Raw genomic sequence first — 22,656 nt, 5'->3', positions numbered from 1 at the left:
CCCGGCAGGGCTGAGCGACAAAAGGAGGGGCGTCACGACGATCCGTCGTGACGCCCCTCCTTCGTGTCGCTCCCCGCGGCTCCCAGCAGCTCCTGGCGAGCTGCTGGAGAGCTCCTAGAGAGCCGGCGCGACCGGCACCTCGGAGTCGGAACCGGAGGCCGGTCCCGGCACCTTCTCCGCGGGCTGCCGTCGGCTGTCGGACCACGCCGCCCACAGGTCGGCGTACCGGCCGCCCACGGCGATCAGCTCCTCGTGGGTGCCGATCTCCACGACCCGGCCCTGATCCAGGACGACGACGCGGTCGGCGGTCGCGGCCTGCGGGAGACGGTGGGCCACCATCAGGCCCGTACGGCCCTCAAGGGCCCGCGCCGCCGCGTCCTCCAGGACGCGCGCGCCCGCGCTGCCCGCGTCGGCCGTCGCCTCGTCGAGGATGGCGATGGGCGGATCGGCGAGGACCAGCCGGGCCAGCGCGAGATGCTGTGCCTGCGTCACCGTCAGCCGGTGCCCGCCCTCCCCGACGACCGTGGCGAGCCCCTCGGGCAGGGCCTCCGCCCACTCCAGGGCGCCCACCCGGTCCAGGGCCGCGCGCAGCTCCTCGTCACCGGCGTCGGGCCGGGCGAGGCGCAGGTCCTCGGCGAGCGGCCCGGCGAAGACGTGCACCTCCTGGCTGATGAGGGCCACCGCGCGCCGTACCCCTGCCGGGCCCAGCTTCCCGACGGGGACCCCGCCGAGGGTGATCGAGCCCGACGTCGGCGTGTGGACCCCGGCGATGACCTTGGCGAGGGTCGTCTTGCCGGCCCCGCTGGCGCCGACCAGCGCGATCCGCTCCCCGCTGCGGACGACGAGGTCGACCTCGTGCAGCACCGTCGCCCCGGTGGCGTACGCGTGGCTGAGCGCCGAGACGGTGACCGAGCCGTCCACGGGAGCGTCCGCGTCCTGCGGCGCGGGCTCGGCCGGGAGGGCCGAGACGCCCACCAGGCGGGCGAAGCTCGCGCCGGCGGACTGCGCGTCGTCCAGGAGGTACAGCGTCGCGTTGATCGGGTTGAAGAGGCTGTGGAAGTACAGCGCGGCGGCCGTGGCCGTACCGATGCTGACCGAACCGCCGTCGACCAGGACGAATCCGGTGGCGAGCATCGCGGCCAGGCCGATGAACTCCGCGAGGTTCAGCCGGGAGAAGAAGCCGGTGACGAGGTGGATGCCCCGCAGGCCGAGGTCGCGCGCCGCCGCCGACCGCTCGTCCAGGAGGCCGGCGTGCGTCCCGCCGAGACGGAACGCGCGGACGGTCCGCGCGCCACCGACGCTGTCGAGCAGCTGGTGCTGCAGCGCGCCGGTGGCGATGCGGTGAGCCCCGTACACGGGGGAGGAGCGGCGCATGTACCAGCGGACGGAGAACACCTGGACCGGCGCGGCGAGGAGCGCCGCGAGCAGGAACCGCCAGTCGAGGACGGCGAGTCCGACGAAGGTGAGCACGATGGTGAGCGCGGACCGGCTGAACTCGGGCAGCGCCTGGCGCACCGACTTCGCGATCATGGTCACGTCGCTCGTGACCCGCGAGACGAGGTCGCCGGAGCCGGCCGCCTCGACGCGCTCCAGCGGCAGCCGCAGCGCCCGCTCGATGAACTGCTCGCGCAGCGCGGCGAGCACGGTCTCGCCGAGCCGGGCGACGAGCGTGCTGCCGACGGCCGTGGCCGCGCCCCGGGCCACGGCGACGGCGATGAGCAGGACCAGCGGAAGCGTCAGGGCCTGGGCGCCCCGCTGGTCCACGACCAGGTCGACGATGTGCCCGAGGATCGGGGCGGTCAGCAGGCCGATCGCGGTTCCGGCGACCAGGACGGCCGTCGCGGCCACGGCCAGGAGCCGGTGGCCGTGGAGCATCGTGCGGAGCGCCGCCAGGCACGCGGCGCCCGTGGCGGTCGGCAGGAGCGTGCGGTCCGGGCTGCTTCCGGTCATGGTCTGTTCCGTCTCCTTGGGCGGGGTCGTACGCGGTCCCTCGTCGGTCGTCGTGCCGGCCGCCGTCATGCCAGCACCGTCGCGCGGTACGTCTCGTCGGCGACGAGGAGGTCGTTGTGGTGGCCGGCGGCCCGTACGGCCCCGTCCTCCAGGACCACCACCCGGTCGGTCACCGCGAGGAGCGCGGGACTCGTGGTGACGAGGACGGTCGTCCGGCCCCGGCGGACCTCCCGCAGCCGGCTCGCGATCCGCGACTCGGTGACGGTGTCGACGGCGGTCGTCGGATCGTGCAGGACGAGCACGGGCCGGTCGGCGGCGAGCGCCCGGGCGAGCGCGACGCGCTGACGCTGGCCGCCGGACAGGGACCGGCCGCGCTCGGCGAGGAGGGTGTCCACGCCGTCCGGGAGGAGTTGGGCCACGTCGTCGGCGGCCGAGGCCCCGAGGGCCCGGTCGACCGCCGCCGTGTCGCCGTCGGCCCCGGCCCGTACGTTGTCGAGGAGGCTGGACTCGAACAGGTCCGCGTCGTGGTGGGCGACCAGGACGGCCCGGCGCAGCGCGTCGGGGTCGAGCCCGGTCAGCGGGACGCCGTCGAGCTCGATCGTGCCCTCGGCGGGGTCCTGCTCCCGGGCCAGGCAGAGCAGCAGGTCGGCGGCGGCCGCCGGGTCCTTGGCGACGATGCCGGTCAGGCCGCCCGCGGGCAGGTCGAGGTCCACGCCCCGCAGGGCGCCGAGCGACACACCGCGCAGGGCGAGGTGCCCGGCGGCCGGTTCGGCCGGGACGGTCTCCCCGCCCCGGACGGCGGCGGGCTCGGCCAGGACCTCGGCGATCCGCCGGGCGGACGCCCGTCCCTGGGCGAGTTCGGCGTTGACGTAGGTGAGCAGCTGGAACGGTCCGAGGAGGAACTGCGCCAGACCCACGGCCGCCACCAGGTCGCCGACGCTGATGGTGCCGTCCATGGCGAGGTAGGCGCCGACCAGGCCGATCACGGCGATGAAGACGCCGGTCAGGGCGAGCACCGCGCCCTCGTGCCCGGCCCGGCTGCGGGCCGCGCGCAGGGCGGCGGCCAGCGAGTCCTGGCTCGTGGTGCGGTAGCGGGCGACGGCCGCCGACTCGGCGCCCATGCCCTTGAGGACGCGCAGACCGGAGACGAGGTCGGCGGCGACGCCCGAGGCGTGGGCGGCGCGCTCCTGCTCGGTCTCGCTGCGCCGTTCCAGGGGCCGGCTGATGCGGTGCCCGAGCCAGAGCAGCGGCGGGATGCCGAGCAGGACGAGGAGGCCGAGCGGGACGGAGATCCTGAGGAGCGCGACGGCGCTGATCACGAGGGCGGCGACCGCCGACACCCCGTACGCGATGATCGTCGCCACCGAACCCACCCGGCGGGCGTCGTTGGTGGCGATGCTGGTCAGGGCGCCGGGGAGCCGGTTGGTCTCGGCGCCGCCCCGGGGGTCGAGGACGCGCGCGGCCAGTTCCACGCGGAGCCGGTGCGCGGCGTGCTCGCCCGCGCCCTCGGTGATTCGCGCGCTCGTGCGGTAGGACGTGGAGAGCACGAGGAAGAGGGCCGCGAGGACGAGGAGCCAGCGCAGCAGGGCGTCGGAGGAGCCGGTCGCCACCGCCGTGTCGATGATGACGCCGATGACCACGGGGACCAGGGCCTCGCAGCCTTGGTGGGTCATGCCGAGCAGGGACGCCGCGACGATGCGCGGACGCTGCCCTCTGATCGCTCGACGGAGGACAACTGCCCCTGTCGGTACGCCCGTTGGCATGGGACTCCTCCACGGAGAGGTAGGTGATGGTTAGGTAAGCCTACTCTGACTGTCTTGCGCGTTGACCGGCCGTTTGCGTTCGGTTAGCCTCACCTAAGTATCGCCTCGTCATCGTCTCGGTATCGCCTCCGTATCGACCCGTCAGTCCGTGTGTCGCGGGGCTCGCCCCGCGTGTCAACTGCCGTCAGGGGAGCTGTTGTTGTCCCTCCAGTCCCGCGATCAGGTCGGGAAGGCCGTCGACGCGGCACCCCACTCGGGCCGCACCGGGGCGACGCTCCGGAGCCTCGGCCTGGTCCTCGGCGTCGCGTTACTCGTCCTCGTCTCCCTCCTCAGCGTCTGGGTCGGCACCCGGGGCATCCCCTTCACCGCCACCTGGAACGCCCTGTGGAACCCCGACGGGTCGGAGACGTCGGTGATCATCCATGACTACCGCATCCCCCGGACCCTCCTCGGCATGCTCGTCGGCATGGCGCTCGGCCTCGCCGGCGCCCTGATGCAGGCCCTGACCCGCAATCCGCTCGCCGACCCCGGCATGCTCGGCGTCAACCTCGGCGCCTCCGCCGGCGTGGTGGTGGCCATCGCCTTCTTCGGGATCGCGGCGCCCCTCGGCTACGTGTGGTTCGCCCTCGCCGGCGCCGCCGCCGCGTCCGTCGGGGTCTACCTCCTCGGCTCCTCCGGCCGGAAGCTCGCCTCGCCCGAGCGGCTCGTCGTCGCCGGCGCCGCCGTCACCGCGGTGCTGTACGCCTTCAACTGGGCGATCCTGCTCCTCAACCCCAGGGCCTTCGACCAGTTCCGCTTCTGGACCGTCGGCTCGCTCGCGGGCCGCTACGGCGACGTCGTCCTGATGGCCCTGCCGTTCATCGCCGTGGGCCTGGTCATCGCCCTCGTGCTCGCACCCTCGCTCAACGCCCTGGCCATGGGCGACCAGATGGGGCGGGCCCTCGGCGTGAACGTCGGCCGGACCCGCGCCCTCGGCGCCGTCGCCGTGATGCTGCTGTGCGGCGCCGCCACTGCCGCCGCCGGACCGATCGGCTTCGTGGGGCTCGCCGTCCCGCACGTCGCCCGGTTCGTCGTCGGCCCCGACCAGCGGTGGGTGTTCGCGTACTCGATGCTCATCGCCCCCGTCCTCCTCATCGGCTCGGACGTCATCGGCCGGGTCATCGGCGCCCCCGGCGAGGTGCAGGTCGGCATCGTCACCGCGTTCATCGGAGCGCCCCTCTTCATCGCCCTCTGCCGCCGCCGAAAGCTGGTCATGCTGTGACTGCCGTACGGGAGGCGAAGGCCTCCGGACCCCCGTCGCCGCCCCGCGTCGTCACCGGCCGGGTCGTCCGTACGCCCTCGGGGACCGTCTCCCTGCTCGTCCGGGGCCGGACCGTCGCCGTCACCGCCGGGATCCTCGCCGCGCTCCTCGCCGTCGTCGGCACCACCCTGACCACGGGCGACTTCGACCTCTCCGTCGGTGAGGTCCTCCAGGCCCTCACCGGCAACGGCTCCGGCATCGCCGACTTCGTCGTCAACACCCTGCGCATGCCGCGGCTCGTGACCGCGCTGTGCGTCGGCGCCGCCCTCGCCGTCAGCGGGGCCATCCTGCAGAGCGTCACGGGCAACCCCCTCGGCAGCCCCGACATCATCGGCTTCACCAACGGCTCCGCCGTGGGCGCCCTCGTCGTCATCGTCGTGCTCCACGGCAGCATGACGCAGATCGCGCTCGGTGCGCTGGCCGGCGGCCTCGCCACCGCCCTCGCCGTCCACCTCCTCATGCTCGGCCGGGGGATCCAGGGATTCCGCCTGGTCGTCGTCGGCATCGGCGTCAGCGCCCTGCTCCTCGCCGTCAACTCGTACCTGATCACCCGGGCGACCTTCCAGGAGGCCCTGGAGGCCCAGGCCTGGCTGATCGGCAGTCTGGGCAACCGCCTCTGGACCCACGCGAACGCCATCGGCATCGCCGTCGCCGTCCTGCTGCCGCTCGCCTTCTTCCTCTCCCGCCGGCTCTCCATGGTCGAGATGGGCGACACCACCGCCATGGCCCTCGGCGTCGACGTGGCCCGCACCCGCACCCTCCTCCTCGTCATCAGCGTCGCCCTCGCCGCGTTCGCCACCGCCGTCACCGGCCCCATCTGGTTCATCGCCCTGGCCGCGCCCCAGGTGGCCCGCAAGCTGACCCGCTCCTCCGGGCCCGCCCTGCTGCCGTCCGCCCTCATGGGCGCGCTGATGCTCGCCCTGAGCGACCTCGCCGTGCAGCGCCTCTTCGCCCCCGCGCTGCTTCCCGTGGGCACGGCGACCGGCTGCGTCGGCGGGCTCTACCTCATCTGGCTACTGGTCACCGAGTCGCGAAAGAGCCGCGCATGACAGCAACAGAGAACCGCCCGACGGACCGCTCGACGAACGGCCCGGTGAACGGTCCGTCGGGCCGCCCGGCGCACCGCCCCGCCTCCCGCCTGCGTGCCGAGAACCTCACCCTCTCCTACGGCCAGCGGACGGTCGCGACCGGCCTCGGCGTCGACATCCCCGACCACTCGTTCACCGTGATCATCGGCCCGAACGCCTGCGGCAAGTCCACGCTCCTCACCGCGCTCGCCCGGATGCTCAAGCCCCGCGCCGGACAGGTCTACCTCGACGGCCGCGCCATCAGCTCCTACCGGTCCCGCGAGGTCGCCCGCCGCCTCGGGCTGCTCCCGCAGTCCTCGACCGCGCCCGGCGGCATCACCGTCGGCGACCTCGTCGCCCGCGGCCGGTACCCGCACCAGGGAATGCTGAAGCAGTGGTCCGCCGACGACGAGGCGGCCGTGGTCGAGGCGATGCGGAAGACCGGCGTCCTCGAACTCGCCGACCGGCCCGTCGACGACCTCTCCGGCGGCCAGCGCCAGCGCGTCTGGCTGTCCATGGTCCTGGCGCAGCAGACCTCGATCCTGCTCCTCGACGAGCCGACGACCTTCCTGGACATCGCCCACCAGGTCGAGGTCCTCGACCTGTGCGCCGAACTCCACGCCCGCGAGGGCCACACGGTCGTCGCCGTCCTCCACGACCTCAACCAGGCGTGCCGCTACGCCACGCACCTCATCGTGATGCGGCCCGGGGGCGTGATCGCCGCCGAGGGCGATCCGTCGACCGTCATGACCGCCGAGCTGGTCGAGGACGTGTTCGGCCTGCCCTGCCGGATCATCGACGACCCGGAGACGGGAACACCGCTGATGGTGCCGGCGGCCCCCAAGCGGTACGCGCCCACCGCCGTGGCCGCGGAGACTCCCCAGGCCACCCAGGCCACCCAGGCCACTGAGCTCGCCCCGACCTCCTGACGGCGGCGGCGGCGACGTTGCTGCCGCCGCCCGCCGAAGACGACGACGAACCGGACGGATCGCCCATGCTCTGTACGAGGCTGACGAACGCGCACATCCTCACGATGGACCCGGACCACCCCGTCGCCCATGACCTCGGGATCTGGCGCGGCCGGATCGTCGGCCTCGACGAGGCCGTGACCTCGCTGCCCGCCCGCGAGGTCGTCGACCTCCAGGGCGCCACCGTGCTGCCCGGCTTCATCGACAGCCACGTGCACCTCGCGTGGACCGGGCTGAAGGCGAACACCCCGAGCATCGCTCCGTGCGAGCGCGTCGAGGACGTGCTCGCCGTCGTCCAGGATGCCGCCGCACGCAAGGCGCCCGGCGCCTGGGTGGACATCGCCGGATACGACCAGCGGTCGCTCGGCCGCCACCTCACCGCCGCCGAACTCGACCGGGTCGCCCACGGGCGCAAGCTCTTCGTCCTGCACGACTCCGGACACGCGTGCGTGGTCAACAGCGCCGTCCTGGACCTCCTCCCGGCCGACGTGCCGCACCAGGACGGCTTCCTCGTCGAGAGCGCCATGGCCGCCGTACGCCGCCTCCGGCTGCCGTACTCCCAGGAGGAGCTGGCGGACGCCATCGAGCTCGCGGGCCGCGCCTGCCTGGCCGAGGGGATCACCGCCGTGGCCGAGGCGGGCATCGGCGGCGGCCTCCTCGGCCACAGCCCGGTCGAGCTCGGCGCGTACCAACTCCTTCGCGACCAGGGGAGGTTGCCCCTGCGGGTCCAGCTCATGGCCGCGGGCGACACCCTGCGACCGCGCGACGCGCACCGCGACGACGGCATCCCCCGCGCCCTCGACCTGGGCCTGCGGACGGGCTTCGGCGACGACTGGCTGTCCCTCGGCGCGCTCAAGATCTACACGGACGGCGGGATGATGGCCCGTACGGCCGCCCTCACCGCCCCGTACGAGGGGACGTCCCACACCGGGCAGCTCCAGGACGACCCCGAGCGGCTCGCGCAGCTGATCGTGGACGGCCACCTCGCGGGCTGGCAGCTCGCCGTCCACGCCATCGGGGACCGTGCCGCCGACCTCGCCCTCGACGCCCTGGAGCGCGCCCAGGAGCTGCGGCCCCGCCCCGACGCCCGGCACCGGATCGAGCACGCCGGGCTGATCCGCCCCGACCAGCTCCCGCGCCTCGGGCGCCTCGGCGCCGGCGCCGTCGTCCAGCCCAACTTCCTGCGCTCCTTCGGCGACGACTACGCGGAGATCATGGGGGAGTCGCGGGCGCCGTGGATGTACCGGGGCCGGGGATTCCTCGACCACGGCGTCACCCTCGTCGGCAGCTCGGACCGGCCGGTCACGGACGGCTCGCCGCTGCGGGCCGTCCAGTTCATGGTGGAGCGCGCCTCCCTCTCCGGCCGCCGGATCGGCCCGGACGAGGCCGTCACCGTCGACGAGGCCCTGCACGCCTACACCGTCGCCGGCGCGTACGCCTGCCGCTGGGACGACACGGCCGGCAGTCTGAGCCCCGGCAAGCGCGCGGACCTCGTGGTTCTCGGAGACGACCCGCGCCGCGTGGATCCGTCCCGGATCGGGGACATCGAGATCGTGGCGACGTACGTGGACGGCCACCGCGCCGGGGAGGGCAAGGCCTAGATCCCGCCGGGCGGTTCGCCGGCCTCGCGGAGGAGCCTCGCGCGGTCGATGGCGTCGCAGTCGGTCGCCGGTACGGTGCAGGCGTAGGCGCCGGCCACCGCGCCGTACAGTGCGCACCGGGCCGGGGCCTCGCCCGTCAGCCGGCCGAAGAGGAAACCGGCGGCGAAGGCGTCGCCCGCGCCGTTGGAGTCGACCACCGGGGCGCGCGGCGTGACGGCCGGGACGTGGACGAGCCCGTCCGCGGTCAGCAGGTACGCGCCCGCGGCCCCGGCGGTGGCGACCACGACCTCGGCCCGGCCCCGCTCCAGGATCCGGCGCATGGTCTTCTCCGTGTCCGCCAGGGCCGTGGCGGACACGAAGACGACGTCGGAGCCGTAGGCGAACGGCTCGTGATACGGGTTCTCGCCGTCCCAGTCGTGCAGGTCCGTCGAGATCGTCAGGCCCGCCTCGCGCAGCTGGGGCAGGGCGAAGGCGCACGGGTAGGTGATCGAGACGTGCGCGTGGCGGCTCCGCGCGGCCAGGGAGCGGACCAGCTCCTCGGGCAGCCGGTCCGACTCCCGGGAGCGGCTGTCGTCGTAGAGCGAGAGCCGCCGCCCGTCGGGGCCGACCAGGTTGACGGCCCGCTTCGTCCCCCCGGGCAGGGGCACTTCGGTCAAGCCGATGCCCCGGTCGCGGTGGAACGCGCGGACGAGGTCCCCCTGGGCGTCGTCGCCGACCATGTCGAGGTGGTGCGTCCGCAGGCCCAGGGCGCTCAGCCCCAGCGCGACGAAGTCGCCGGTCTGCCCGGCCCGGGTCTCGATGCCCGGCCGGATCATGTAGCTGTCGGCGTACGGCAGGGGGAGCTCGGGGACGTACACGATCGTGTCGACGCCCGCCCCTCCCAGGACGAGGACGTCGTACTCGCCGGCCATCGTGGTTCCTCTCGTCGTACTGCCCTGTGCAATATCTTGCTGAGTGTTGCAGCAAGATATTGCACAGGGCTAGAGGCCGAGAAGACGTACGGCGTTCTCCTTGAGGATCAGCGGCCGGACCTCCGGCTTGATGTCGAGGGTGTCGAAGTCGGCCAGCCAGCGGTCCGGCGTCACGACCGGGAAGTCCGAGCCGAACAGCACCTTGTGCCGGAGGAAGGAGCCGGCCGCCCTGACGAGCTGCGGCGGGAAGTACTTCGGCGACCAGCCCGACAGATCGATGTGGACGTTGGCCTTGTGCGTGGCGATGGAGATCGCCTCGTCCTGCCACGGCACCGACGGGTGCGCCAGGACGATCGTCAGACCGGGGAAGTCGGCCGCGACGTCGTCCAGGAGCATCGGATTCGAGTAGCGCAGCTTGATGCCGCGCCCGCCGGGCAGGCCCGCGCCGATCCCCGTCTGCCCCGTGTGGAACAGCGCGGGGACGCCCAGCTCCTGGATCGCCTCGTAGAGCGGGTAGTGCTCCCGCTCGTTCGGCGCGAACGCCTGGAGGCTCGGGTGGAACTTGAAGCCGCGGACGCCGTGGTCGAGGACGAGCGCCCGGGCCCGGTCGACGGCGTCGGGCCGGTGCGGGTCGACCGATCCGAACGGGATGAGGACGTCGGGGTGTTCGGCCGCGGCCGCGGCGATCTCCTCGCTGGACAGGGCCGGGTGGCCGAGTCCCGTGGTGGCGTCCACCGTGAAGATCACGGCGGCCGTCCGGCGCTCGCGGTAGTACGCCGCGAGGCGCTCGACGGTCGGGGTGCGGTCCTGGCCGGACTTGAAGTAGGCGGCCGAGGCGTCCATCAGCTCGGCGTCGAGCGCGAGATGGCCATGGGCGTCCTGCTCCACGTGGACGTGGAAGTCGATCGCGGTCAGCTCGTCGTGGTTCATCGACGGGTTCATCGGCAGGCTCATCGGGGTGCTCACAGGTGGTCGGTCCGGTTCTTGGCGTCGAGGAGAAGAGCGAGGAGCGCGTCGCGTTCGGCGACGACATCGGCCTCGGAGGTCCCGGCCAGCTCTTCGGCGACGCCTCGGGTGATCGCGTGCGTCAGCTCGGGCGTGAGGCGCGGCGCGCCGAGGTCCGCCCACCACTCCTCCATGGGCGGGCCGAGATGCTCCAGTACGTGCGCGATGCCGCCCGCGCCGCCCGAGAGGTGCTGGTTGAGGAACGGCCCGAGCAGGGCCCAGCGCAGACCGGGCCCGTGGGCGATGGCCGTGTCGATGTCGGCGACGCTTGCCGCGCCCCGGCCGACGAGGGAGTACGCCTCGCGCCACAGCGCCGCCTGGAGCCGGTTCGCGACATGCCCGGGCAGCTCCTGGCGCAGCCTGATCGGCCGCCGGCCGAGGCCGCGGTAGAACGCCATGGCCTCCTCCACGGCGGCCTCGCCCGTCCGTTCCCCCGGCACGACCTCGACCAGCGGGATGAGGTGCGGCGGGTTGAACGGATGCCCGACGAGGACCCGTTCGGGGTGGGCCGCGCAGGCCCGCTGGATCCGGGACGGCAGCAGCCCGGAGGAGCTGCTCGCCAGGACCGTCTCCGGCGGGGCGGCGGCGTCGAGGACGGCGAAGACCTCGTCCTTGAGCTCGGGCCGCTCGGGGCCGTTCTCCTGGACGAAGCCGGCGTCCGCGACGGCCCCGGCGAGGTCCGTGGTGAACGTCAGCCGGGTCTGGTCGGCGGTGACGGCGGCCCGGAGCCGGTCCTCCGCGCCGGGCGCCGGGTCGGTGGCGACGACCTCGTGCCCGTACTCCAGGAAGAGGGTGGTCCAGGAGGCCCCGATGACGCCGGTTCCGACGACGGCGATCCTCATGACGCGCTCCCGTCGTTCGGCGCGCCGGCGCGCTTGGCGGCGTACGCGACGAAGGTGTCGAGCGAGCGGGGGTCGGCGAGGACGTCGGTGCTCGCGACGGACTCGGGGGCCGCGCCGAGGAGGATCCGCTTCACCGGCACCTCCAGCTTCTTGCCGGTCCGGTTGCGCGGGACGGCGGGCACCCGCTCGATGACGTCGGGGACGTGCCGGGGCGAGAGCGCCGACCGCAGGGCCCGGGCGATCCTCGTACGGAGGGCGTCGTCGAGCTCGACGGGGCCCGCGACGAAGAGCAGCAGTTCGCCGTTGCCGCCCTCGGGGTCCTCGATGTGGACGACGAGGCTGTCGTCGATCTCGGGCAGGTCCTCGACGACGGCGTAGAACTCCGCGGTGCCGAGCCGGACCCCGCCCCGGTTGAGCGTGGCGTCGGAGCGTCCGGCGACGACGCAGTGGCCCTCGGGCGCGAACCGCACCCAGTCGCCGTGCCGCCACACCCCCGGGAACTCCTCGAAGTAGGCGGCCCGGTAGCGGGAGCCGTCGGTGTCGCCCCAGAACCCGACGGGCATCGACGGCATCGGCTCGGTGATCACCAGCTCGCCCAGCTCCCCGACGACCGGCTTGCCCTCGGCGTCGTAGGCGTACGCGGCGACCCCGAGGCACGGGCCGGAGATCTCCCCGGCGCGCACCGTCTGGAGCGGGCTGCCCTGGAGGATGCCGGTGCACACGTCGGTGCCGCCGCAGCCGACGTTCAGGAGGACCCGGTCGCCGAACTGCTCGGCCACCCAGTGGAAGCCTTCGGCGGCGAGCGGGCTGCCCGCCGCGCCGAGCTGCCGCAGCCGCGACAGGTCGAACTCCTCGGCGGGCCGCACCCCGGCCTTGCGGCAGGCCATCAGATAGCCGGGGCTGACGCCCATGAGCGTGGCCCCCGTCTCGGCGGCGATCCGCCACTGCTCCCGCAGCTCCGGATGGACCGGATTGCCGTCGATCATGACGATCGAGGCGCGCACGAGCAGCGCGGAGACCAGGGTGTTCCACAGCATCCAGGCGGTGGTGCTGAACCAGAGCATCCGGTCGCCGGGCTTCAGGTCCCAGCTCAGCGCGTTGTTCTTCAGGTGCTCCAGGAGGATCCCGCCGTGGCGGTGGACGATCGCCTTGGGGATGCCGGTGGTGCCGGAGGAGAACAGCACGAACAGCGGATGGTCGAACGGCACGGGCTCGAAGGACACGGGCCCGGGGGCCGGCTCCGCGAGCAGCTCCGCCCAGCCCATTGCGTCGGGCAGTGCGTTCGGGCCGTACGGGACGTGGACGATCCGCTCCACGGTGGGGAGCCCGGCGGCGATCTCCGCGACCTCGGTGCGGCGGTCGACGTCCCGCTCGCCGTAGCGGTAGCCGGCGACGGTGAGCAGCACCTTCGGTTCGAGCTGGGCGAAGCGGTCGACGACGCTGCGCGGCCCGAACTCCGGTGCGCAGGCAGCCCAGACCGCCCCGATGCTCGCCGTGGCGAGGAAGGCGACCAGCGTCTCCGGGATGTTCGGCAGGTACGCGACGACCCGGTCGCCCTTGCCGACGCCGAGGCGGAGCAGCCCGGCGCGGGCCCGGGCGACCCGGTCGCGGAGCTCGCCGAAGGTCAGCTCCATCGGCGCCCGGGTCTGGGAGTGGGCGACGACCGCGACGGCGTCGAGATCTTCCTCCCGGCCGAGGGCGTGCTCGGCGTAGTTGAGGGTCGCGCCGGGGAACCACTCGGTGTCCGGCATGGACCTGCGGCCCAGGACGGCGGTGGGCGGGGTGTGCGGGCGGACGTCGAAGAACTCCCAGACCGAGGACCAGAAGCCCTCCAGATCGGTGACGGACCACTGCCACAGGCCGGCGTAGTCCGGGAAGTACAGGCCCCGCTCGGACTCCAGCCAGCGGAGGTAGCGGCCGATCTCCGACTCGTCCCTGACCCGGGGGCCGGGCGTGCTGAGGATCTCGCTCATCGGGTGACCTTTCCGGCGCGGCCGTCGAGGAAGGCCCGCATCCTCGCCTGGGCGTCGTCGCTGCCGGCGGCGACGGCCGCCATGAGGGATTCGAGCAGGAGGCCGCCGGCGGGCGAGGCCTCGGCGATGCGGGGGAGTGCCTGGAGGACGGCGAAGTTGGTCAGCGGCGCGTTGGCCGCGATCCGCTCCGCGAGCTCCAGGGCCTTGGCGCGCGCCCCGCCCTCGGGGGTCAGATAGTGCGAGAGGCCGACGGCCTGGCCCTCGGCGGCGTCGAGGACGCGGCCGGTGAGCATCATGTCCGCCATCCGGTGCGCGCCGATCAGCCGCGGGATCCGGACGGAGCCGCCACCGCCGACGAACAGTCCGCGCTGCCCCTCCGGCAGCGCGTAGAACGTGGACGGCTCGGCCACGCGCAGGTGCGCGGCGGCCGCCAGTTCCAGACCGCCGCCGATGACCGCTCCCTTCAGCGCGGCGACCACGGGGACCCGGCCGCCCTCGATCGTGTCGAAGACGCGGTGCCACATGAGCGAGTGCTCCAGCGCCTCCTCGGTGGACCGCTCGGTCAGCTCGCCGAGGTCGAGCCCGGCCGAGAAGTGGTCGCCCTCGGCGTCCAGGACGACGGCCCGGACGTCGGGGCCCGGCTTCCGGAAGAACGCCTCGACGGCCAGCACCGTGGCGTCGTCGAGGGCGTTGCGCTTGGCCGGCCGGCAGAGCGTCAGGACCGCCACTCCGTCATGGCGGTCGATCGACAGCGTGCTCAAGAAGGACTCCTCAATCATCAGGAATCCTGAGTATCGGAGGACGTGCCGCCGTCGGGCAAGGGGGTTGCGCTAGGATTTTCGACAGGATTCCTGATGATGGAGGGAGGGGGAGCGAAGGTGACGGACACCACGCCGCCGTCTCTGCTGTACTCGGTGAAACAGGTCGAGCTGGCCACCCGGGCCCGGCTCGACGAGCTGCTCAGGCCCTCGGGCGTCACCGCCCTCCAGTACACGGCGCTGACCGTGCTCGAACGCCGGGACGGCATGTCCTCGGCGGAGCTCGCCCGCAACTCCTTCGTCACGCCCCAGTCGATGTCCGACCTGGTCGGCGCCCTGGAGCGGCGCGGCCTCATCGCCCGGTCCCCGGACCCGGCGAGCCGGCGGCGCCACGTCATCAGCCTCACCGACGAGGGCCGCGCCCTGCTCGCCCTCCACGCAACGGCCGTCCAGCACCTGGAGGACGAGATGCTCGCGGGCTTCACGGCCCGCGAGCGCACCGCCTTCCGCGACTTCCTCAACCGCGCCCGCGCGGCGCTCGGCTGACGCTGGGCGTCGCGCGGGTCCGACGGGTCGCTGACCTTCAGGCCGTCGCCGTTGTCCGTCCCCGCGACGGGGCCCTGCCGCTGCTGGATGACGTGGGTCAGCGCGTGCGCGAGGGTGTGCCGGTCCGAGCCGCCGTCGCCGATCACGACATGGCTGCCGCTGGTGTAGGCGCGGGCGCCGACCTCCGCGGCCGAGGCCCTGGCGGCGCTGTCGTCGTGGATGCGCCGCTCTGGAGGGCGAGCAGCCCCGCGGGGGTTCCGTCGCGGAGAGCAGGGGGACGGGCGAGCCCGCGGTCGGCCGGTACGGCGTCGGGGCCTCGGGTCTGTTCGTTGGCGTGCATCGGGTCCTCTCGCGGGCGGCGCGGTGGGACGCGCCGGACTCCGGAAGTCCGGCGCGTACGCGCCTCATGACACGCGAGCAGGAACCCCCTACGGCTCCTGGACGACGGGCTCGACGACGAAGACCGGGATCTCGCGGTCCGTCTTCCGCTGGTAGTCCGCGTAGTCGGCGAAGGCCGCGACGGCCCGCTCCCACCACGCCTGCCGCTCCTCGCCCGTGACGATCCGGGCCCTCATGTCCCAGGTCCGCGGGCCGTCACGCAGCTCGACCAGGGGTGTGGCGACGAGGTTGTGGTACCAGACGGGGTGCTTCACCGCCCCGCCGTTCGACGCCACCAGCGCGTACGCGCCGTCGTGCTCCACGCGCATCAGCGGCGTCTTGCGGAGCTTGCCGCTCCGCGCGCCGACGTTCGTCACCAGGACCACGGGCAGGCCGCGCATCGTGGTGCCCTCCGTGCCACCGGACGACTCGTACAGCTCGACCTGGTCACGTACCCACGCGGATGTGCTGGGCTCGTACTCGCCTTCGAGGGGCATGGCCGTCCTTTCGTCTGGATCTTCGTCCGCGGCCGGCATCCGGACACACCGGTTCCGCCCGCCCCACGACGCTAACCGATGCCCCGCCGCCCGCGCCCTTCTAGAGGGGGTGCGGCGCGGGGTCTCCCGGCAGCCGCTCCAGGGCCGCCGCGACATCCGTGTGGCGGGCGACCTCCGTGAGCGCCCGGGCCATGACCGAGCCCGGGTCCCGGGCGACGGTCACCAGACCGACCGGCACCGTGCGCGTGGGCTCGACCAGCGGCACCGCCCGCATCCCGTGCGGCACACCGAACACGTGCAGCCAGGTGTACGGCACGACGCTCGCCCACCGGCCCGTACGGACATGGGCGAAGAGCGCCGCCACCGAATCGGTCTCGACCCGCGGCGAGGGCCGCACCCCGACCTCCGTGAACACCTCGTCGAGCACCTGACGCCCCTGCATGGCCCGGGTCAGCAGGCACAGCGGCAGCCGCGAGGCCTCCGCCCAGGTCGCCGTCGTCCGGTGGACCAGGCTGTCGGCGGCGTCCGTCAGGAGCACGTACCGCTCCTCGTACAGCGGGACCGACCGGAAGCCCTCGGCGAGATCCTTGTGGAGGTACGTGATCCCGGCGTCGATCTCGAAGCTCCGCAGCTGCCGCAGCACCTCCTCCGACGCCAGGTCCGCTATCACCTCCACCGTGACCAGCGGATGCGCCAGGCAGAACGGCGCCGTCAGCTGGGCGACCGCCCCGGACGCGGTCGGCACCGCGCCGATCCGGATCCGGCCGCCGAGCCCGCTGCGCAACGCGCCGACCTCGCTCGTGAGGGCGTCGCGGTCGGCGAGGATCCGCCGCGCCCACACCACGATCCGCTCGCCCTCGGGCGTGAGGCCCTCGTACGTACGGCCGCGCAGGACCAGCGGAACGCCCAGCTCCCCCTCCAGCTTCCGGACGGCCTCGGAGAGCGCGGGCTGGGAGACGTGGCAGGCCTGGGCGGCACGGGCGAAGTGACGCTCCCTGGACAGGGCCACCAGGTATTCGAGTTGACGGAACAGCACCTCACGGGTCTACCCGACCGCCCCGCGGAACGCCAATCGGCATCACCGACCGGCGCAACCGACCCGCTCAAGGCGTGGGTACGGGACCGAGGCGCTCGGCTCCGCTGTACACGTTCATCGACGTGCCCCGCAGGAACCCGACCAGGGTCAGCCCGCTCTCCTCGGCCAGGTCCACGGCGAGCGACGAGGGCGCCGACACGGCGGCGAGCAGCGGGATTCCGGCCATCGCCGCCTTCTGCACGAGCTCGAACGAGGCCCGGCCGCTCACCATCAGCACCGTCTCCCGCAACGGCAGCAGCCCCGACCGCAGGGCGTGCCCGACGACCTTGTCCACGGCGTTGTGCCGTCCGACGTCCTCCCGCAGGCACAACAGCTCCCCGTCGGCCGAGAACAGCCCGGCCGCGTGCAGCCCGCCGGTGCTGTCGAACACCCGCTGGGCGGCGCGCAGCCGGTCCGGGAGCGCCGCGAGCACCTCAGGGCCGATCCGCAGCGGGTCGTCCGCCACGGACCACGCCGCCGAGGTCCGCACCGCGTCCAGGCTCGCCTTCCCGCACAGCCCGCACGAGGACGTGGTGTAGAAGTTCCGCTCCAGGGAGGCGTCAGGCGCGGCCACGCCCCGGGCCAGGACCACGTCCACCACGTTGTACGTGTTGCCGCCGTCGGCCGTGGCGCCCGCGCAGTACCGGATCCCGGCGACGTCACCGGCGGCGTGCACCACGCCCTCGCTCACCAGGAACCCGGCCGCGAGGTCGAAGTCGTCGCCCGGCGTGCGCATCGTCACGGTCAGCGCCCGTCCGCCGACCCGGATCTCCATCGGCTCCTCGGCGGCCAGTGTGTCCGGGCGGTACGCACCCTCGCCGTCCCGTACGCGCAGCACCCGACGGCGTACGGTCACGCGCCCCACGGCCCGCTCACCTCCCCGGAGCGCGCCGCCGCGGGCTCAAGACGGATCAGCACGCCCTTGGACGTGGGGCAGTTGCTGATGTCGGCGACGCTGTCCAGCGGCACCAGGACGTTCGTCTCGGGGTAGTAGGCCGCCGCCGAGCCACGGCTCGCCGGATACGCGACGACCCGGAAGCCCTCCGCGCGGCGCTCCCGCCCGTCGTGCCAGACGCTCACCAGATCCACCGTGTCGCGGTCGGCGAGGCCGAGGGCGGCCAGATCGGCCGGGTTGACGAGGACGACCCGGCGCGCGTCGTGGATGCCCCGGTAGCGGTCGTTCGGCGCGTACCACACGGTGTTCCACTGGTCGTGCGAGCGCAGCGTCTGGAGCAGGAGGTGGCCCTCGGGGACGTGCGGCATCGTGAACGCGTTCCGGGTGAAGACCGCCTTGCCGCTCGGGGTGGGGAAGACCCGCGCGTTCACCGGGTTGGGCAGCGTGAAGCCGCCGGCCACGGCCGCCCGGGCGTCGAAGTCCTCGAAGCCCGGCACGACTCGGGAGATCCGGTCCCGGATCGTGCCGTAGTCGGCTTCGAACTCCTCCCAGGGGACGGACGGTTCGTCGCCCAGGGTCAGCCGGGCGAGCCGGCTGACGATCGCGACCTCGCTGAGGAGGTGAGGGGAGGCGGGCGGCAGCTTCCCCCGGGAGGCGTGGACGTCGCTCATGGAGTCCTCGACGGTCACGAACTGCTCGCCGCCCGCCTGGACGTCCCGGTCGCTGCGGCCCAGGGTGGGCAGGATGAGGGCCGTGTCGCCGCAGACGGTGTGGGAGCGGTTGAGCTTGGTGGAGACGTGCGCCGTGAGCCGGCACTTCCGCATCGCCTCCTCGGTGACCGCGCTGTCGGGCGTGGCCCGGACGAAGTTCCCGGCGACGCCGAGGAAGAGCCTGGCCCGGCCCTCGTGCATGGCCCGGATGCCGTTCACCGCGTCGAGCCCGTGCCGGGTGGGCGGTGTGAAGCCGAACTCCCGGCCCAGGGCGTCGAGGAACTCCTGCGGCATGCGTTCCCACACGCCCATCGTCCGGTCGCCCTGGACGTTGCTGTGGCCGCGCACCGGGCACACACCGGCGCCGGGCCGGCCGATGTTGCCGCGCGCGAGGAGGAAGTTGACGACCTCCCGGATGGTGGGCACGCCGTGCTTGTGCTGGGTGAGCCCCATCGCCCAGCACACGATGATCCGCTCGCTCCGCAGGACCCGCTCGTGCACCTCCTCGATCTCCTCGCGGGACAGCCCGGTCGCCCGCAGGACGTTCTCCCAGGAGGTGTCCCGCGTGTGCTCGGCGAACGCGTCGAAGCCGGTGGTGTGGTCCCGTATGAAGTCGTGGTCGAGCACGGTGCCCGGCGCGGCGTCCTCGGCCTCCAGGAGCAGGAGGTTGAGCGCCTGGAAGAGCGCGAGGTCGCCGCCCGCGCGGATGTGCAGGAACTGATCGGCGATCGGCGTGCCCCGGCCGATGATCCCGCGGGCCTTCTGCGGGTGCTTGAAGCGCAGGAGACCGGCCTCGGGCAGTGTGTTCACGGCGACGACCCGGCCGCCGTTGCGCTTGGTCTCCTCCAGGGCGGAGAGCATGCGCGGGTGGTTGGTGCCCGGGTTCTGGCCCACGACGAAGACCAGGTCGGCGTGGTGGATGTCGTCGAGCGACACACTGCCCTTGCCGATGCCGAGCGTCTCCGACATCGCGGACCCGCTCGACTCGTGGCACATGTTGGAGCAGTCCGGCAGATTGTTCGTGCCGTAGGCGCGGGCGAAGAGCTGGAGGAGGAACGCGGCCTCGTTGCTCAGCCGGCCGGAGACGTAGAAGAGGGCCTCGTCGGGGGAGTCGAGCGCCTGGAGTTCCCGGGCGAGCAGCCCGAGCGCCTCGTCCCAGTCGATCGGCTCGTAGTGCGACGCGCCCGGGCGCTTCACCATGGGCTCGGTCAGCCGGCCCTGCTGGTTGAGCCAGTAGTCGGACTTCCGGTCCAGCTCGGCGATCGAGTGCTCGCGGAAGAACTCCCGGGTGACGCGGCGCGAAGTGGCCTCGTCGTTGATGTGCTTCGCGCCGTTCTCGCAGTACTCGTTCCTGTGCCGCTCGCCCGGCGCGGGCTCGGGCCAGGCGCAGCCCGGACAGTCGATGCCCTTCGGCTGGTTGATGTTCAGCAGGGTCAGCGCGGTGCGGCGCGGGGACGTCTGCCCCAGGGAGTACTCCAGGGCGTGCGTCACCGCGGGCAGGCCCGTCGCCCACGTCTTGGGTGCGGTGACCTTCAGATCGTCGCTCGGGTCCTCGATGTCACTCACGTTCCGCTCCGCCTCTTTCCGAATTTCCGGCTCGCACTGCGGAGGAAGCTTCACGGGATTTCCCGGGGAAAGTCAAAGAGGTGTTTCCGATGAGGTGACAGGCGCGGCCTATCGATGTGTCGCACGGCTGTGTACAGGGGTTCTGTGGTCGGATAGGCGCCGCCGATGACGTCATCGAGAAACCCTCTTTGACTTCCCGAGGGAATGCGCCGAAGGTGATCGACGGGTGATTGTTCCGGTTTCACCGGCAGCCATCAGGAATGGCGGTGAGAATTCCCGGCACCGCGCGACTGCCTCCGGGCAGAGGAAGAAGGCAGCCCCGTGTCCCGGCTCCCCCTGGCCACCACGGCCCCCGTGGCCCCACCGGCCCCCCTGCTCGACCGCTTCGGCCGCGTCCACACGGACCTGAGGGTGTCCCTCACCGACCGCTGCAACCTGCGCTGCACGTACTGCATGCCCGCGGAGGGCCTGAACTGGCTGCCCCGCGCCGACGTGCTCACCGACGACGAGGTCGTACGCCTCGTCCGCGTCGCCACCCGGCGCCTGGGGATCACGTCGGTACGGCTCACGGGAGGCGAGCCGCTGCTGCGGCGCGGTCTGCCCGGCCTGGTCGCCCGCCTCACCGCGTCGGACCCGGCGCCGGAGCTGTCCCTCACCACCAACGGCATCGGCCTGGCGCGCAGCGCCGCGGCCCTCGCCGAGGCGGGAGTCCACCGCGTCAACGTCAGCCTGGACACCCTGCGCGCCGACCGGTTCGCCGCGCTCACCCGCCGCGACCGGCTCGTCGACGTCCTCGACGGGCTGCGCGCGGCCCGGGCCGCCGGGCTGGCACCGGTCAAGATCAATGCGGTTCCGGTGCGCGGGGTCAACGACGACGAGATCGCCGAACTGGCCGCGTACGCCGTCGAGAACGGCTACCTTCCCCGGTTCATCGAGTCGATGCCGCTCGACGCGCAGGGCGCCTGGGACCGCGAACGGCTGGTCACCGCCGACGAGATCCTCGACCGCCTCGGCGAGCGCTTCGACCTCGTACCCGTCGGACGGCACGGCAACGCGCCCGCGGAGGAATGGCGGATCGCCGGTACGGACACGGTGATCGGGGTCATCGCCAGCGTCACCCGCCCGTTCTGCGGGACCTGCGACCGGGTCCGGCTCACCGCCGACGGGCAACTGCGCAACTGCCTCTTCGCCACCGAGGAGTCCGACCTCCGGGCCCTGCTCCGCGGCGGCGCCGACGACGCGGCGCTGGAGGTGGCCTGGCGGAACACGATCGCGGGCAAGGGCCCGGGCCACGCCATCGGCAGCCCGGACTTCCGCCGCCCGGAACGCCCGATGTCGGCCATCGGCGGCTGACGCACGAGAACAGGACCCGAGGAGAGAGGGGAGCCGGATGTACCAGATGCGTCAATGGATCGCCGCGGCCGAGACCGAACTGAACAGGGAACTGGCCCTGGAACGCCTGCTCGGCCTGACGGCCGGGCCGACGGCGGTGCCTGCGGCCCTGCCCGCGGCCGGCGGGCCGTCGCCCGAGGCGGGGAAGGGGGCCCGTGACGAACCGGCGGGTCACGCCGTGGCGTGGGAACAGGCCCGCGCCCGTGCCCGGGACAGCGCCGGGCAGCCGCTGCCCGTCGTCACCCGCGACCTCGACGCGGCCCTCGGCCACGCCCTCGCCGGACCGCTGACGGCCCTCACCGACCTGCCGCCGTTCGACACCTCGGCCATGGACGGCTGGGCCGTCGCCGGACCCGGCCCCTGGCGGCTGCGGGACGGCCAGGTCCTGGCGGGCGGGCAGCCCCCACCGCTCCGCGACGGCACGGCCGTCGCCATCGCCACCGGCGCCCGCCTGCCGGCGGGAGCGAGCGCCGTACTGCGCAGGGAGCACGGCGAGATCGGGGCGGGCGACGGCATGCTGCACGACTGCTCGAGAGGCGGATCGGGCCCTGTTCCTGGCCCGGACCCCGCCCCCGGCCCGGTTGCCGTCCCCGCCCCCGGCCCCGCCCCCTTGTCTCCTCGTCGGGACGTGCGGGCTCAAGGGCAGGAGTGTCGGGTCGGTGACGTGCTGCTGCCCGCCGGGGCCGTCGTGACGCCGGGGGTCGTCGGGCTGGCCGCTGCCGCCGGTTACGACCGGCTCGCCGTGCACCGGCGCCCCCGCGTGGAACTCCTCGTCCTGGGCGACGAGTTGCTGGAGTCCGGACCGCCCCGCGACGGCCGCGTCCGCGACGCGCTCGGGCCGCTGCTCCCGCCGTGGCTGGCCCGCCACGGTGCGGACGTGGCCGGGCGCCGGCTCGTCGCGGACGACGCCGTGCGGCTGCGCGACGCCCTGCGCGACTCCACCGCCGACGTCGTCGTCACCACCGGCAGCACGGCCGCCGGGCCCGTGGACCATCTGCACGCCGCTCTCGGCGCGTTGGGCGCGCGGCTCCTGGTCGACTCCGTCGCCGTCCGGCCCGGACACCCCATGCTGCTCGCCGAGTTGCCGCCGTCCCCCGACGGCCGCCCGCGCCTCCTCGTCGGCCTGCCCGGCAACCCGCTGGCCGCCGTCGCCGGGACGGTCACCCTCGCCGTACCCCTGCTGCGCCGCCTCGGCGGACACGCGGACCCCGAGCCGCACCGGGCGACCGCCGCCGCGGCCCTGCCCGGGCACCCGCACGACACCCGGCTGCTCCCGGTGCGGCGCGTGGCCCACGGCGTCGTACCGCTCCCGTTCGACGGACCGGCGATGCTCCGCGGCCTCGCCGTCGCCGACGGCCTCGCGGTCGTCCCGCCCGGCGGCGTACCGGCCGGGTCCGACGTCGAGGTCCTGGAGGTACCGGGGCCGTAGCGCCAGGAGGGACACCGCAGAAGCAGAAGA

General features: G+C 73.6%; 18 protein-coding genes and 1 pseudogene. 7 read left to right on the top strand and 12 right to left on the bottom strand.

Annotation, left to right across the window (positions count from 1 at the left end; genetic code table 11):
• Positions 1-114: 114 nt before the first annotated feature.
• Both ACFC0G_RS16480 and ACFC0G_RS16475 read right to left on the bottom strand, forming a co-directional pair.
• On the bottom strand, positions 115-2,019 hold the full coding sequence (locus ACFC0G_RS16480; protein WP_376403588.1) for an ABC transporter ATP-binding protein: 1,905 nt from the start codon (positions 2,017-2,019) through the stop codon (positions 115-117).
• Positions 2,016-3,713, bottom strand: a complete 1,698-nt coding sequence (locus tag ACFC0G_RS16475; protein ID WP_376403585.1) for an ABC transporter ATP-binding protein — start codon at positions 3,711-3,713, stop codon at positions 2,016-2,018. The genes ACFC0G_RS16480 and ACFC0G_RS16475 overlap by 4 nt, the downstream gene beginning before the upstream one ends.
• Before the next feature lie 199 nt (positions 3,714-3,912).
• Here ACFC0G_RS16475 and ACFC0G_RS16470 point away from each other — a divergent pair, with 199 nt between their 5' ends.
• The 4 genes from ACFC0G_RS16470 to ACFC0G_RS16455 all read left to right on the top strand — a co-directional run bounded on the left by ACFC0G_RS16470 (position 3,913) and on the right by ACFC0G_RS16455 (position 8,649).
• The gene (locus ACFC0G_RS16470; protein WP_376403583.1) at positions 3,913-4,974 is read left to right on the top strand and encodes a FecCD family ABC transporter permease; all 1,062 of its coding nucleotides are present in this window, start codon (positions 3,913-3,915) and stop codon (positions 4,972-4,974) included.
• Positions 4,971-6,062: a FecCD family ABC transporter permease gene (locus ACFC0G_RS16465; protein ID WP_376403581.1), complete on the top strand. Its 1,092-nt coding sequence runs from the start codon at positions 4,971-4,973 to the stop codon at positions 6,060-6,062. The genes ACFC0G_RS16470 and ACFC0G_RS16465 overlap by 4 nt, the downstream gene beginning before the upstream one ends.
• Positions 6,059-7,009: an ABC transporter ATP-binding protein gene (locus ACFC0G_RS16460; protein WP_376403579.1), complete on the top strand. Its 951-nt coding sequence runs from the start codon at positions 6,059-6,061 to the stop codon at positions 7,007-7,009. Before ACFC0G_RS16465 ends, ACFC0G_RS16460 begins: the two co-directional genes overlap by 4 nt.
• Positions 7,010-7,074: 65 nt before the next feature.
• Positions 7,075-8,649 (top strand): amidohydrolase, encoded by a 1,575-nt coding sequence (locus ACFC0G_RS16455; RefSeq protein WP_376403577.1) that lies wholly within the window; start codon positions 7,075-7,077, stop codon positions 8,647-8,649.
• On the opposite strand, the gene ACFC0G_RS16450 is transcribed toward ACFC0G_RS16455, so the two are convergent.
• The 5 genes from ACFC0G_RS16450 to ACFC0G_RS16430 all read right to left on the bottom strand — a co-directional run bounded on the left by ACFC0G_RS16450 (position 8,646) and on the right by ACFC0G_RS16430 (position 14,141).
• Positions 8,646-9,560, bottom strand: a complete 915-nt coding sequence (locus ACFC0G_RS16450; RefSeq protein ID WP_376403575.1) for an adenosine kinase — start codon at positions 9,558-9,560, stop codon at positions 8,646-8,648. The two genes, ACFC0G_RS16455 and ACFC0G_RS16450, sit on opposite strands and share 4 nt — an antisense overlap.
• A gap of 69 nt (positions 9,561-9,629) precedes the next feature.
• Complete coding sequence (locus tag ACFC0G_RS16445) at positions 9,630-10,490, bottom strand: amidohydrolase family protein (protein ID WP_376403932.1); 861 nt, start codon at positions 10,488-10,490, stop codon at positions 9,630-9,632.
• Positions 10,491-10,522: 32 nt separating this feature from the next.
• On the bottom strand, positions 10,523-11,407 hold the full coding sequence (locus ACFC0G_RS16440; RefSeq protein ID WP_376403573.1) for a 3-hydroxyacyl-CoA dehydrogenase NAD-binding domain-containing protein: 885 nt from the start codon (positions 11,405-11,407) through the stop codon (positions 10,523-10,525).
• Complete coding sequence (locus ACFC0G_RS16435; RefSeq protein WP_376403571.1) at positions 11,404-13,380, bottom strand: acetoacetate--CoA ligase; 1,977 nt, start codon at positions 13,378-13,380, stop codon at positions 11,404-11,406. Before ACFC0G_RS16435 ends, ACFC0G_RS16440 begins: the two co-directional genes overlap by 4 nt.
• Positions 13,377-14,141 carry a crotonase/enoyl-CoA hydratase family protein gene (locus ACFC0G_RS16430; protein ID WP_376403569.1) on the bottom strand — a complete coding sequence of 255 codons (765 nt, stop codon included), beginning with the start codon at positions 14,139-14,141 and terminating at the stop codon, positions 13,377-13,379. The genes ACFC0G_RS16435 and ACFC0G_RS16430 overlap by 4 nt, the downstream gene beginning before the upstream one ends.
• A 93-nt stretch (positions 14,142-14,234) precedes the next feature.
• On the opposite strand from ACFC0G_RS16430, the gene ACFC0G_RS16425 reads away from it, so the two are divergent.
• Positions 14,235-14,684 (top strand): MarR family winged helix-turn-helix transcriptional regulator, encoded by a 450-nt coding sequence (locus ACFC0G_RS16425; protein WP_376403567.1) that lies wholly within the window; start codon positions 14,235-14,237, stop codon positions 14,682-14,684.
• Between the two features lie 13 nt (positions 14,685-14,697).
• Here ACFC0G_RS16425 and ACFC0G_RS16420 read toward each other — a convergent pair.
• The 5 genes and pseudogenes from ACFC0G_RS16420 to ACFC0G_RS16400 all read right to left on the bottom strand — a co-directional run.
• A pseudogene (locus ACFC0G_RS16420) lies at positions 14,698-14,908 on the bottom strand (DUF4157 domain-containing protein); the annotation flags it as partial.
• Between the two features lie 204 nt (positions 14,909-15,112).
• Positions 15,113-15,559: a nitroreductase family deazaflavin-dependent oxidoreductase gene (locus tag ACFC0G_RS16415; protein WP_376403565.1), complete on the bottom strand. Its 447-nt coding sequence runs from the start codon at positions 15,557-15,559 to the stop codon at positions 15,113-15,115.
• 100 nt (positions 15,560-15,659) lie between these two features.
• Positions 15,660-16,595, bottom strand: coding sequence for a LysR family transcriptional regulator (locus ACFC0G_RS16410; protein ID WP_376403563.1), 936 nt, complete (start codon positions 16,593-16,595; stop codon positions 15,660-15,662).
• Between the two features lie 67 nt (positions 16,596-16,662).
• A complete protein-coding gene (gene fdhD / locus ACFC0G_RS16405; RefSeq protein WP_376403561.1) occupies positions 16,663-17,499 on the bottom strand; it encodes a formate dehydrogenase accessory sulfurtransferase FdhD in 837 nt (278 codons plus the stop codon).
• Positions 17,487-19,805: an FdhF/YdeP family oxidoreductase gene (locus ACFC0G_RS16400; protein ID WP_376403559.1), complete on the bottom strand. Its 2,319-nt coding sequence runs from the start codon at positions 19,803-19,805 to the stop codon at positions 17,487-17,489. Before ACFC0G_RS16400 ends, fdhD begins: the two co-directional genes overlap by 13 nt.
• 321 nt (positions 19,806-20,126) lie before the next feature.
• Between ACFC0G_RS16400 and moaA the strand changes: the two genes are divergently transcribed.
• Together moaA and ACFC0G_RS16390 are read left to right on the top strand one after the other, a co-directional pair.
• Entirely contained in the window at positions 20,127-21,158 is a 1,032-nt protein-coding gene (gene moaA / locus ACFC0G_RS16395; RefSeq protein WP_376403557.1) for a GTP 3',8-cyclase MoaA, read from the top strand.
• Between the two features lie 115 nt (positions 21,159-21,273).
• Positions 21,274-22,626: a molybdopterin molybdotransferase MoeA gene (locus tag ACFC0G_RS16390; protein WP_376403930.1), complete on the top strand. Its 1,353-nt coding sequence runs from the start codon at positions 21,274-21,276 to the stop codon at positions 22,624-22,626.
• Positions 22,627-22,656: the final 30 nt, after the last annotated feature.

This window comes from Streptomyces sp. NPDC056169 (assembly GCF_042268445.1).
Lineage (GTDB): Bacteria > Actinomycetota > Actinomycetes > Streptomycetales > Streptomycetaceae > Streptomyces.
Note: the sequence above shows the minus strand (reverse complement) of the source record. Positions and strands in the feature narration are given on the sequence as shown.

Excerpts from the sequence above, each read along its gene's own strand:
- ACFC0G_RS16480 (WP_376403588.1), bottom strand. The coding sequence starts at position 2,019 with ATGACGGCGGCCGGCACGACGACCGACGAGGGACCGCGTACGACCCCG.
- ACFC0G_RS16475 (WP_376403585.1), bottom strand. The coding sequence starts at position 3,713 with ATGCCAACGGGCGTACCGACAGGGGCAGTTGTCCTCCGTCGAGCGATC.
- ACFC0G_RS16460 (WP_376403579.1), top strand. The coding sequence starts at position 6,059 with ATGACAGCAACAGAGAACCGCCCGACGGACCGCTCGACGAACGGCCCG.
- ACFC0G_RS16455 (WP_376403577.1), top strand. The coding sequence starts at position 7,075 with ATGCTCTGTACGAGGCTGACGAACGCGCACATCCTCACGATGGACCCG.
- ACFC0G_RS16450 (WP_376403575.1), bottom strand. The coding sequence starts at position 9,560 with ATGGCCGGCGAGTACGACGTCCTCGTCCTGGGAGGGGCGGGCGTCGAC.
- ACFC0G_RS16445 (WP_376403932.1), bottom strand. The coding sequence starts at position 10,490 with ATGAACCACGACGAGCTGACCGCGATCGACTTCCACGTCCACGTGGAG.
- ACFC0G_RS16440 (WP_376403573.1), bottom strand. The coding sequence starts at position 11,407 with ATGAGGATCGCCGTCGTCGGAACCGGCGTCATCGGGGCCTCCTGGACC.
- ACFC0G_RS16435 (WP_376403571.1), bottom strand. The coding sequence starts at position 13,380 with ATGAGCGAGATCCTCAGCACGCCCGGCCCCCGGGTCAGGGACGAGTCG.
- ACFC0G_RS16425 (WP_376403567.1), top strand. The coding sequence starts at position 14,235 with ATGATGGAGGGAGGGGGAGCGAAGGTGACGGACACCACGCCGCCGTCT.
- ACFC0G_RS16415 (WP_376403565.1), bottom strand. The coding sequence starts at position 15,559 with ATGCCCCTCGAAGGCGAGTACGAGCCCAGCACATCCGCGTGGGTACGT.